This is a genomic window from Sorangiineae bacterium MSr11367 (assembly GCA_037157805.1).
In the GTDB taxonomy this organism is placed as follows: Bacteria; Myxococcota_A; Polyangia; order Polyangiales; family Polyangiaceae; genus Pendulispora; species Pendulispora rubella.
Map to the genome: position 1 here is coordinate 3,982,606 of CP089983.1, position 11,946 is coordinate 3,994,551.

Consider the following 11,946-nt stretch of genomic DNA (forward strand, 5'->3'; position numbering starts at 1 on the left):
CTCCGAACGTCGATGTCCGTGCCCTCGCGTTCCGCCAGTTCTCAACGTGCGCTGGCGCGCATCGGGACCGTCGTTCAGAAATGCCGCATCGAGCGCTTGATCGGTATGGGCGGAATGGCCGCGGTGTATGCCGCGACGCGGGAGGATGGGGCGCGCGTGGCCATCAAATTCCTCCTCGAGCGCTTTCGCGACGATCCGAGCATGGTGCAGCTTTTCGCCCGGGAGGCGAACGTTGCGAATCAAGTTGGACATCCCGGCGCCGTGCCGGTGTTCGACTGCAACGTGGACGAGGAGGGCTGTGTGTTCCTCGTCATGCCATTGCTCGACGGCGAAACGGTACGTGCCCGATGGGAGCGTGCAAGCCTGCGCCTGCCGCTCGCCGACGTCGGGGTGTTGGCGTCTGATGTGCTCGACGTGCTGGCGAGCGCGCATGCGCGCGGGATCGTGCATCGCGATATCAAGCCGGAGAATCTCTTCATCGCATCTGCGGGTGATACCCGGGTGCTCGACTTCGGGATCGCGCGCCGCACCCATCGCGATGGCGGTGCCACGGTGACGGGGCACATGATTGGTACGCCCGCGTTCATGCCTCCCGAGCAAGCGCTCGGCGAGCGCGATGCCATCGGCCCCGCGAGCGATTGTTGGGCGGTGGGGGCCACCATCTTCTCGCTACTCTCCGGTGAGTTCGTGCACGAAGCAGACGGCGCATCCGCGCAGCTTGCAGCTGCCGCCACGCGGCGGGCGCGCTCCCTCGGCGATGTTGCGCCGAACCTTCCGCTGTCGATCGTACGGCTCGTCGACAAGGCATTGGCGTTCGAGCCAAAAGACCGATGGCCTTCGGCGCGTGAGATGCGGGAGGCGCTGCATGCAGCCTTGGAAGGCGCCCTCGGCGAGTCGGTTGCCGAGCTTACGACCCGCGTTCGGGGGAAGTTCGCCACGGAGCTCGCCCAAGAGACCGACGTCACCCGCGTCAGCCGCCCGTCGCACGGGAACACCCCATCAACGGGACGGCCATCGGCGCCCAGGTGGCGCCGCTTCGTTCACGCCGACATCGAGGTGCGGGCGCCGCTACCGCAGCTTTTCGGCGGGATGACCGATGCGGCCCATCGCATCTTGGCCGAGCACGGCCTCGGCCGATTCACCGACACGGATTGGTTCATTCCCGATACGCGATTGTGGTGGCCGATGGATCGCCACGTGGCCGCGACCCACGCGCTCATTGAAGCCGTCGGTCCCATCAAAGGGATGGATATTGGCAAGCGCGCCGAGAAATTCGTCGAGCTTCCGCCAGACCCCATGATGCACAACATCTACGCGACGTTGGAAGCCATCGACGTGGCCTATCATCTCAATCATCGGAGAAATGGTATTCCGATGTTCGATGTTGCATCGGGCCGCATGGCCGACGGTATTGGCCATTACCACCGCCGAGGGAAAGGGGATAGCGAGCAATCCATCGTGATGGAGTGCGAGAATCCTTATCCCTGCGAGATGGACCACGGCATCATCCTGGGCTTTGCGCGGCGCTTTCAGCCGCTTGCCGTCGTCGAGCACGAGCCCGGTCGCTGCCGCAAAACTGGGGCGGACAGCTGCGTCTACCACGTCAGCTGGTGGTGAGCGCCGTCGCGACGGAGCACGACGGATAAAGGTAGAGCGCCCCTCCAAGAGAGGTGGTGGAATTGGTCATAATGGAGGGACGCTCGCCTTGCCCTAGAGCAAGGCCTGGGCCAGTGCCGTTCACGCGGCCCATGCCGCGTATTCGTGTGCTTTGCGTCTGGCCGCACTGTCGCGTGTACGCTTTTCGGACGGGGTGGCGCTCGATCACCGTCCGAATCGGAGACAGCCCCTCAAATCCGCTTCATTTCGTGCCGAAAACCCTCGCTGTCCGAAAAGCGTACGGCCCTCACTTCTTGTACAGCCGTGCCCGTCGGATCCCGAGCAGCGCTGCGGCGCGTGTCTTGTTTCCCGCGCAATGGCGCAAGGCTGCCTCGCGGTTTCTCGTGTTGAGACGCTCCTCGTTCATTGGGAGTTCGACCCAGCCCCCGTCGTTCTCGTCCCCCGCCGTTGCCGGGAGCTCACTCGCCTCGATGCGCGGGCCGCTTCCCAATGCAAGGGCACGCTCGAGCGCATTCCGCAGTTCGTGAACGTTGCCCGGCCACGGATGGCGGCGCAGGCTTTCCACGGCCGCCGGCGAGAAGCCCTGCACGCGTCGCCCGCCGCTCTCGGTGAGGTCCGTCACCATCTGCGTTGCAAGCACGACGACGTCGTTGCCTCGTTCACGCAGTGGTGGAATCTCGATGCGAAACGCCGAAATGCGCGAATACAAATCGTGACGAAACGTGCCCGCCGCCATCATCTCCTCCAAGTCGCGGTGGGTCGTCGCGAGAACGCGTGCATCGAGATCTCGCGCTTCGAGAACCTGCAGCAATTGACCCTGGCTTGCCAGCGGAAGCTCGCCAACTTCGTCCAAAAGAAGCGTTCCCCGCTCGGCCGTTTCGAAGCTGCCGACCTTCCCATGTTCAACGACGGCCGCGCAATTCACGATGCGAAAGGGCTCGTTCTTGCGCGGGCTGGATTCGTGAATCAGCCGCGCGACGAAGCTCTTTCCAACGCCGATTTCACCGAGCAGGAGCACGGCTGCATCCGAGGCCCCGAGCCTCGGAATCGCGCGCGCGATTTCCTCGGCGCCGGGCGATGTCCCCAAGAAGGTGCGCGCACTCCCAATGGCTTGCCGTCGGAAGGTGTCGCTCTCTTCCTGCGCCGCGCGAAGCTTCGCCATCTGCGCCCATCGTGATGCGCACATCGCCGCTGCCAGGACGAGCAGTTCGCAAAGTGCGTCCTTCACCCCATCGACGGGCATGCTCGTCGTGAAGGACATCCAGCCCGCGGGCGCACCGTGCGACGGGACGAAAATCGTCCCACCCGATCCGCCTGTCGGCGTCTCCAAGATCGCTTCCCCGTCGCGCCCGCCCGACCATGGCGCCTCGACTCCAAGAATCTTCGCGTTCTCGCAACCAAGTTGCGTTTTTGCCCAGCCCGAGACGGCCGCCTCGAGTTCGACGACGGTGTTCACGTCGGCGATGGCCCGCGTCAGCGCGAACACGGCGGCCAACCTACGAACATCGGCGGTTTGCTTGCTGAGAAGCGCAGGCAAATGGGGGGTCGCTCCATTGCCGACGCGCGCATACACACCGCGCCCCATTTCGTGAAAGTGGAAGGGTTGTCGCGACACGACCCACTCGCTCAGCACGAGGCGTGCCTTGCCGTAGTAGGGCCTGATCGCCCGCCCCACCTCGCAGGCCGGAACGGGCCCTTCCGCCCGCGGAACGAATTCTTCCCAAAGGTTGGGAGCGCGTCCCTTGACGGTCGCGCAGCGCTTGGGCCATCTTCAATGCTCCGAGAAGGGGTAACGTCGGTGTTTTCGCGCTCCTGGAGTTCGCAGCGTGCGCTCGCACGCATCGGGACGGTGGTCCACAAGTGCCGGATCGAGCGCCTGATCGGCATTGGGGGCATGGCCGCCGTCTATGCCGCGACGCGGGACGATGGCCAGCGCGTTGCGATCAAGTTTCTCCTGGAGCGCTTTCGCGAGGACGCCCACATGGTGCGGCTCTTCAGCCAGGAGGCCAACGTCGCCAACCAGGTGCAGCACCGTGGTGCCGTGCCAGTGCTCGATTGCAGCGTGGATGAAGACGGTTGCGCCTTTCTGATCATGCCGTTGCTCGAGGGCGAAACGGTTCGTGCCCGATGGGAGCGCGGAGACCAGCGCATGCCGCTCGCGGACGTCGGTGTGATCGTGTCGGGTACGCTCGACGTGCTGGTGAGCGCGCATGCACGCGGCATCATTCATCGCGATATCAAACCGGACAACCTGTTCATTGCCTCGGCTGGGGAGCTCCGCGTTCTCGACTTCGGAATCGCCCGGCGCAGCGATCGCGATGGAAGCGTGACCGCAACGGGGCACTTGATCGGTACGCCCGCATTCATGTCGCCCGAGCAGGCTATCGGCGATCGTCATGCCGTCGGACCCGCGAGCGATGGCTGGTCGGTGGGCGCCACGATGTTTACGCTCCTGTCCGGCCAATACGTGCACGAGACCGAAAGCAGCGCCGGACAACTTGCGGCCGCGGCGACGCGTCAGGCTCGCTCACTCGGAGACGTGGCACCGCACCTGCCGCTTTCCATCGTGCGGTTCGTCGACAAGGCCCTGGCCTTCGATCCCAAGGACCGATGGCCCTCGGCCCAGGCGATGCGCGAGGCGCTTCACGCAGGCCTCGAAGGCGCCCTGAACGAGTCGATGGACACGATGAGCGGTCGCGTGCGCGCGAAGTTTGCCACCGACTTGGTGCAGCAGACGGAGCCCACGTATGCCAAACAATCGTCGCGCCAGCAGGAAGTGAAGTCACGTGTGCGCACTCCCATTCGTCCGTGGATGCGATTCGTCCACCCGGACCTCGAGGTGAGCGCCTACCTGCCGAAGTTCTTCGGCGCCATGACCGGCACGGCGAGCCGCATCCTCGCCGATCACGGGCTTGGTGAATTCGCCGACACGGGCTGGTTCGTTCCGGATACCCGTCCCTGGTGGCCCATGGAGCCGTACGTGCTCGTGCTTCACGAGCTCATGGAGGCCGTGGGGCCCATCAAGGCCATCGATATTGGCAAGCAAAAGGTGCAATACGTGCATCTCCCACCCGATCTCGGAGTGCAGGACATTCACGCGATGATGGCCGCCGTCGATACCGCCTATCATTTGAACCATCGGCGGAACGGCGAGCCCTTGTTCGACATTGCGTCAGGTCGCATGGTCGACATCATTGGCCATTACCATTACCGCGGCCGGCTCGATACGGAGCAATCCATCGTGATGGAGTGCGAGAACCCCTATCCCTGCGAGCTCGATCTCGGCATCCTTCTGGGCTTCGCGCGCCGCTTCGAACCGCGTGCCGTCGTCGAACATGCGCCCGGCGCCTGCCGCAAGGAAGGTGCCGAGAGCTGCACGTACCACGTTACCTGGTGGTGACCGCCGGGAAGTCCTTTGCCTCGAGCCGCGGGCCATCGCTCAAGATGAGCGCGTGCTCGATGACCACGCGCAGCTCGCGGACGTTGCCTGGCCACGCATAACCGCGAAGCAATTCGAGCGCGCCCTCCGAGAGGCCTCGTGCGCGACCGGCACCCGCCGCGGCGAGTTCGTCCAGGACCTGCCGGGCGACCATGGCGATGTCCTGCGGGCGTTCACGCAAAGGGGGAATCTTGCAGGTGACGGACGAAATGTGAAAATACAAATCACGACGGAATGTCCCAGCGTCAATCATCGCCGTGAGATCGCGTTTCGTCGTGGCGATGATGCGCGCCTGCATCGGAATTGCGCGTTCCAGCGCATGATGCAACTTCGCTTGGCTGGCCAATGGTAAGTCGCCAATCTCGTCCAAAATGAGAGTTCCGCCGCCCTGTAATGCGTTTTCCGCGATGCCCTCGGTCAGGGTCGCGCAATTCACGATACGAAATAGCTCGTTCTTCCGCGGACCCGATTCGTGAATCAACCGCGCCACGAAGTTTTTGCCCGCTCCGCCCTCGCCCAGCAAAAGGACGGCATAATCCGAGACCGACAGTTTCGAAATGGCCCGCGCCACCTCGCGGGCGCCCGGGGAGAGGCCCAGAAAAGTGTGCGCGGTGCCCTCGATCCGCTTGCGGTAAGTGTCCCGTTCTTCCTCCGCCTCGCGGAGGGATGCCATTTGCGCAAACCGTGATGCACATAGCGCGCCGGCCAGGACGAGCAATCGGCGCAGTGAATCTCGGACCCGGTCGACGGATTCGTTCGTCGTGAATGCAAGCCAGCCGGTTGGTGCGCCAGGGCAGGGGACGTGGAGCACCAATTCGCCATCCCGCCGCTCAAAAATATGGACGGCGTCCTCTGCGCCCAGACCGGAAGGCGGAGCAGGCCTATCCGCAACATCGAAGGTGGCCCCCGTGCACGCCAAATGCGTGCGCGCCCAGCCCTCGAGTGCCGCTTCCAACTGCGAAATGCTCTCCACGTTTGCAATGGCGCGATTGAGCGCAAATACGGCGGCGAGCGCGCGCACCTCCGCGGCTTCCCCGCTGAGAAGGGCGGGGAGATTCATGGTCGTGCCCCGGTACGACACCGGGCCTGCCCCCGCGTCCTCGTCGAGAACGCGAACCACGACCATCACCGTATCTCCGACGACAATCGAGTCGCCGATGCTCACGTCGGCCTCGAGAACCTCGCGCTCGTGAACCGTCAGCGGTGCCGCACCCTCGCAGGCGCGCACGTAAACGCCATGTTCGGTGGCGTGAACGTGAAAATGGTGTCGCGATACCGTTTCATCGGTGAGCACGAGGTGTGCATCGCGTGAACGGCCGACGATTTTTACCTGATCGTTCACGATGAGTTGCGTGCCCGCATCCGGACCGCGGGCCACCACGAGCCGTGCGCCTGCACCAATGGCACCCATGTTCACGCTAACGAGAATAGCACATAGACGAGGGCAACCGAATGGTCCGTCCGAAGAAACGGACTAGCGCGCCCCTTTCGCGGGCCGTAGAAGATGGGATTCAATGCCCACTTCGTCGTCACGCTGGTCGGGGTCCAAACGTGCACTGGAGCGCATTGGCTCGATTGTCCACGAGTGCCGCATCGAGCGGCTGATTGGCATCGGCGGAATGGCCGCCGTCTATGCGGGTCGGCGCGAGGATGGGCAGCGCGTGGCCATCAAGTTCCTGCTCGAGCGCTTTCACGACGACCCGAACATGGTGCGTCTTTTCAGCCAGGAAGCGAATATTGCCAACCAGGTGGACCACCCGGGCGCCGTGCCGGTGCTCGATTGCAGCGTGGACGACGAGGGGTGCGCGTTTCTCATCATGCCGCTGCTTTTGGGCGAGACGGTTCGTGCGCGGTGGGAGCGCGCGGGCCTTTGCCTGCCGGTCGCCGACGCGGGCGTGCTCGTCTCCGATGCGCTCGACGTGCTGGCCAGCGCGCACGCCCGGGGCATCGTCCATCGCGACATCAAACCGGAAAACCTGTTCATCTCCACCACGGGCGACCTCCGGGTGCTCGATTTTGGAATTGCGCGGCGTTACGATCGCGAGGGGAGCGCCACCATCTCCGGGTACACGGTCGGCACGCCCGCGTTCATGTCGCCCGAGCAGGCGCTGGGCGCCCCGAGTGGGGTCGGGCCGGCTAGTGACGGCTGGTCGGCGGGGGCGACTTTGTTTTCTCTCTTGTCGGGCCAGTTCGTTCATGACGCGGAGGGGGCCTCGGCCCAATTGGCCGCGGCTGCTCGGCCGCCACGGTCCCTCGCAGACGTGGCGCCCCATTTGCCGTTGGCCATCGTGCGCTTCGTCGACAAGGCACTCGCCCTCGACCCAAAGGAGCGATGGCCGTCGGCGCGCGACATGCGCGAGGCGCTTCATGCGGCCTTCGAAGGGGCGCTCCACGAGTCCATGGAGGCGACGACAGCACGCGTGCGTGCGAAGTTCGCGACCGAGCTTTCGCAGAGGACCGAGGCGACGCGCGTGAAGCATGCCGCGCGGCAAAGCTCACCCTCGCGCGCGCCGGCGCCGGCTCGTCCGTGGCTGAAATACGTGCAGCCCGATGTCGAGGTGAGTGCGTTTTTGCCCAAGTTCCTGGACACCATGAACTTCGCGATGCGGCGCATCCTCACCGAGCATGGCCTCGGGTACTACGTCGAGACGGGGTGGTTCATTCCGGACGCGCGGCCGTGGTGGCCCATGGAGGCGTACGTCCTCGCCTTGAACGAGATTGCCGAAACGCTCAGCCCCATCAAGGCCCTCGACACAGGCAAACGCGCCGCAAAGTACGTTCAACTTCCGCCCGATCCGATGATGCAGAACATCCACGCCATGTTCGGGGCGATGGACATTGCCTATCACCTGAATCATCGCCGAAACGGCGCTCCCATGTTCGATATCGAATCGGGACGCATGGAGGACGGCATTGGCCACTACCACTACCGCGGTCATCTCGGTACCGAGCAATCCGTGGTCATGGTGTGCGAAGAGCCCTATCCCTGCGCGATGGATCACGGCATGATCCTCGGGTTTGCGCGCAGGTTCGAACCCTATGCCGTCGTCGAGCACGCGCCGGGCGGCTGCCGAAGGGACGGCGCCGAAAGTTGCACGTACCACGTCACTTGGTGGTGAAGCCGGTGAATCACGTGAGCACGTGCACCAAGATGCCAATGAGCACGCACAAGAGCAGGCTCCCGGCGAAGAGCACGGCGCACCCCACGCCGGTGAGACCCATCAGGCGCGAGCCCGAGCTCACGTTCGACCCGTGGGCGATGTCCCTTCGCAACGATTGCTCTCCCTGAATGACCGGGAGCACCGCGCGGAACGATTGGCCATCGCGCGTGCCGTCGATGCGCACGGCAAGTTGAACCCGTCGAGGGGCCGGGTCCTCGGAAGGCCCCGGGCGTTCGACCCAGGTGACTGCGTTGCAGCGAGGGCAGTGCGTGCTCGGGTCGTTGGGCGGCGTGGGCGTGCCGCACGCGGCGCAGCCCGCACCGATGCCGGCGCGGTCTTCGAGGACGCTGATGCGGTATTCGGCTTGAAGCGTCGAGCCGCCCGACACCAGCATGAAGGGCTCGGGCCATTGGTCGATGAGCAATGCGCCGGCGGGGCCTTCGACGGGCGTCTGGCAATGCGGGCAGGGAAGGCGCATGGCCTGGCGCGAGGACACGACCAGCGCGGAGCTGCAGTGCGAGCATGCGCCCAACGCCACACCGACGGCCCCACGTGCCATGGCCACGCGGGCGCTGGCAAGCCAACGGAACAGTCGGTTCGCGTCGAAGGCAACGTCGAAGTTGGCGGGCTGTCCGTCGGCGCCAAATGGGACCGAGTTGGTGAGGCCGCACGCAGCGCACACGACGGAAATGGGGAAATGGGGCGGATCTCCGAGAGGCTTTTCGCAAGCCTGGCATCGGGCGCGAACGAGCGGCATGGGGGCGACAGGCTAACTCAGATAAGGTCGAAAGTTACAGTAGAGCCCGGTTGTGGATGTGAAGCGTCAACGCACGCGTATCAATGATACCGTCAGGGACAGCATGGCCACGGCCCCGCGGATGTCCAAAGCGATCTCGAAACCCGCTTCCTCCGCGAAGCCACCTTTTGCCGCCAAAGGAAAAGCCAAGGCCAACGATGCCCTCGGCGAAGCGTTGGCGCGTCACGGTGAAGAACTCTTCGCACGTGTGCGCGCCGGCGTGCGTGGACTTGCGCTGGGCCAGGAACACGCCGCGTTCATCGACTCCTTGATCGGCCGCGCGTACACCGGCGCCGAGAAGCGTGTCGGCGCGTTGAGCAGCTTCGCGGTCGCGGCCGTGGGAAGTTACGGGCGCGGCGCGGTCGCGATGGGGAGCGACGCGGATGTGCGTCTGTTCACTGGCGGCCGCAAGGCGCGCGCGGCGGCGGAAAAGTTCGCCCAGGCGTTTCTTTACCCGCTCTGGGATACCGGCTTGCCCGTCGGACACCAGGTCGTGGACATCGAGGACGCACTCGCCCTCGCGCACAAAGATCTCGCCGCGGCGACGACCTTGCTCGATGTGCGCCACGTGTGCGGCGATCGCGAGCTCGTGGAACGCCTGCTCGCCCGCGCGTGGGACGGTATGTTCGCCGAGTCGGCGCTGGGCTCGTTGGTGGATCGCCTCGAGGAAGAAGTGGGCGCGCGCCACACGCGCTTTGGCGGCTCGCTGTACCTGCTCGAGCCGGAGGTGAAAAGCGGTGCGGGCGGCTTGCGCGATCTCGACGTTGTGCGCTGGGCGGCGCGCGCGCGCTTCCGCGTGCCCACGCAGAACACGTGGCAGGAGCTGGTGCGGCTCGGTGTGCTCGTCGCACGCGAGGCGGCGGAGATTTCGGCGGCAGAGGAGTTCCTCTGGAACATCCGCAACCTGCTGCACGCCTACGCCGGGCGGAAAATCGACCGACTGACCTTCGATGCGCAAGAGACCATGTCCGCGGAGCTCGGATACGCGACAGCTGCCGACGGTGAACCATCACCGCGCGAGCGCGCGGCCGGTGCCGAGCGCCTGATGCAAGATTACTACGTGCACGCCCGCGTGGTGAGCCGCGCGCAGGAGCGCATGCTCGAACGCGCCCGCCCGCACAAGCGCCGCGCAAAGCCGGTGGAAACCGACGTGGGCCACGGCGTTCGCATGTTCGATGGACAGCTGACCATCGCCGGCATCAAGGAGCTCTACGACGAGCCGGCGCTGGCTTTGCGCGTCTACGCCGCGTGTGTTCGCATGCGCGCGCCGATCCTGCCGTTCGCGCGCGAAGCCATTGCGCGGGCTGCGGCCGATCCCGTGTTCTGCGAAGCCTTGCGCGCGAGCCCGGAGGCGCAGCAGATCTTCGTCGATCTGACGTGCACCGTGGCCGAGGTGCCCACGCGGCGCGGTTCGATGGTCGGTGAGCTGCACGACGTCGGCCTCCTGCTCGCGATGATTCCCGAGTTCTCGCCGGTCACGGGGCGGGTGCACCACGACGTCTACCACGTGTACACGGTCGACGTTCACAGCGTGGCCGCGGTGGATTGCCTCTCGGCGCTCGCGCGGGGCGAGCTCGCCCACGTGCATCCACTGGCAAGCCGCCTGGCCGCGGAAATCGCCCGCCCGAAGCCGCTCTTTCTCGCCACCTTGCTGCACGACGTCGGCAAGGGTTACCCCGATGCGAGCGGTTCGCGGAAGAACCACTCCGCGAGCGGCGCCGAGCTGTGCCAGGTCATCCTGCCGCGGCTCGGCCTTCGCGCGGAGGACGTCGCCGAGGTGTGCGCGTTGGTGCTGCAGCACTTGGCCATGTACCACGTGGCCACGCGACGCGATCTCGACGATGCCGCGACCGTCGAGGAGTTCACCCGCCTGGTGCGCGGTCGCGAAGGCCTGCGCGATCTGTACCTGCTCACGGTGGCCGACATCACGACGACGTCGCCCACGGCGATGACCTCGTGGAAGGCGCGCATGCTCGAGGAGCTCTACATCGTGGGCTCGGCGCACCTCTCGGGGCACATCGGCTTCGACGAAGAGCGCACCCGGCGCGTGCGCGAGGTCGCGCGTCCCTGCTTCCAGGGACCGACCGAGTTTTTCGACGCCTTCATGACCAGCATGCCGGAGCGTTACCTCCTGGCGAACCAGCCCGAGTCGATCGCCGCGCATGCGCGCATCGCGCTCGAGCGGGAAGGGCGCCCCGTGCATGCGGGCATCATCGAGGCGGGCGAGCCAAAAGAAGGCGCCAGCGGCGACGTGGCCGAGCTTTGCGTCGTCGCCGAGGACATGCCGGGCCTCGTCGCGCGCATCGCCGCGGTCATCACGGCGGCGCGCCTGGAGTTCGTCGAGGCGCAGGTGTATTCGCGCACGCGCTCCTTGCCCGACGGTTCATCGGTCAGCGAGGCGGTGGACATCTTCTGGGTGCGCGGCCGCACCGACGGCGCCGAGGGCGTGAAGCGGGCCATGCCGCGCCTGCTCCGCGATCTCGACGACGTGTGCCGCAGCGCCATTTCCCCCGCGGAGCTTCTGCGCTCGCGCATCGGCACGGCATCGCCTTGGCGCGAGAGGCCGAGCCCGGCGGTGCCCACGGACATCGTCATCGACGACCGAGCCTCGCCCCGGCACACGGTCATCGAGGCCTTCGCCAAGGACCGCCCGGGTTTGCTCTACACCCTTGCGCAGGCGCTCCACGAATTGGGGTTGTCCATCGTGCTCTCGAAGATCAACACCGAGGGCAACAAGGTCGCCGACGTCTTCTACGTCAACGAACTGGACGGATCGAAGGTGGCCCCTGGCGAGCGATTCAAAGTGATCAAAGAGGTACTTGCACGCGCAATCGATTCGGACGTATCGGACAGACCCAGTACCGCCGGCACGGGCCGGCTGGTGGCGGAGCAACAGACTCCGCAAGAGCAACAAAAGAACGAGGAGGCGTGAG

7 protein-coding genes are annotated in these 11,946 nt (G+C 65.5%); 4 read left to right on the forward strand and 3 right to left on the reverse strand.

All coding sequences use genetic code 11. The annotated features are described in order from the left end of the window. Window positions 1–18 precede the first annotated feature (18 nt). Complete coding sequence (locus LVJ94_16050) at window positions 19–1,617, forward strand: serine/threonine protein kinase (GenBank protein ID WXB08740.1); 1,599 nt, start codon at window positions 19–21, stop codon at window positions 1,615–1,617. Between the two features lie 286 nt (window positions 1,618–1,903). Here the strand turns inward: LVJ94_16050 and LVJ94_16055 are convergent, their stop codons facing one another. Next, window positions 1,904–3,232: a sigma 54-interacting transcriptional regulator gene (locus LVJ94_16055; GenBank protein WXB08741.1), complete on the reverse strand. Its 1,329-nt coding sequence runs from the start codon at window positions 3,230–3,232 to the stop codon at window positions 1,904–1,906. Between the two features lie 183 nt (window positions 3,233–3,415). On the opposite strand from LVJ94_16055, the gene LVJ94_16060 reads away from it, so the two are divergent. Then, window positions 3,416–5,017, forward strand: a complete 1,602-nt coding sequence (locus LVJ94_16060) for a serine/threonine protein kinase (protein WXB08742.1) — start codon at window positions 3,416–3,418, stop codon at window positions 5,015–5,017. Here the strand turns inward: LVJ94_16060 and LVJ94_16065 are convergent. Further along, entirely contained in the window at window positions 5,004–6,467 is a 1,464-nt protein-coding gene (locus tag LVJ94_16065; protein WXB10722.1) for a sigma 54-interacting transcriptional regulator, read from the reverse strand. The genes LVJ94_16060 and LVJ94_16065 overlap by 14 nt on opposite strands. Window positions 6,468–6,570: 103 nt before the next feature. On the opposite strand from LVJ94_16065, the gene LVJ94_16070 reads away from it, so the two are divergent. Beyond that, window positions 6,571–8,175, forward strand: coding sequence for a serine/threonine protein kinase (locus LVJ94_16070; GenBank protein ID WXB08743.1), 1,605 nt, complete (start codon window positions 6,571–6,573; stop codon window positions 8,173–8,175). 10 nt (window positions 8,176–8,185) lie between these two features. On the opposite strand, the gene LVJ94_16075 is transcribed toward LVJ94_16070, so the two are convergent. Continuing rightward, a complete protein-coding gene (locus LVJ94_16075) occupies window positions 8,186–8,974 on the reverse strand; it encodes a hypothetical protein (GenBank protein ID WXB08744.1) in 789 nt (262 codons plus the stop codon). A 121-nt stretch (window positions 8,975–9,095) separates the two neighbouring features. Between LVJ94_16075 and glnD the strand changes: the two genes are divergently transcribed. Then, window positions 9,096–11,945, forward strand: a complete 2,850-nt coding sequence (gene glnD / locus LVJ94_16080; GenBank protein WXB08745.1) for a [protein-PII] uridylyltransferase — start codon at window positions 9,096–9,098, stop codon at window positions 11,943–11,945. The last annotated feature ends 1 nt before the right edge of the window (window position 11,946 follow it).

Excerpts from the sequence above, each read along its gene's own strand:
- LVJ94_16075 (WXB08744.1), bottom strand. The coding sequence starts at position 8,974 with ATGCCGCTCGTTCGCGCCCGATGCCAGGCTTGCGAAAAGCCTCTCGGA.
- glnD (WXB08745.1), top strand. The coding sequence starts at position 9,096 with ATGTCCAAAGCGATCTCGAAACCCGCTTCCTCCGCGAAGCCACCTTTT.
- LVJ94_16070 (WXB08743.1), top strand. The coding sequence starts at position 6,571 with ATGCCCACTTCGTCGTCACGCTGGTCGGGGTCCAAACGTGCACTGGAG.
- LVJ94_16065 (WXB10722.1), bottom strand. The coding sequence starts at position 6,467 with ATGGGTGCCATTGGTGCAGGCGCACGGCTCGTGGTGGCCCGCGGTCCG.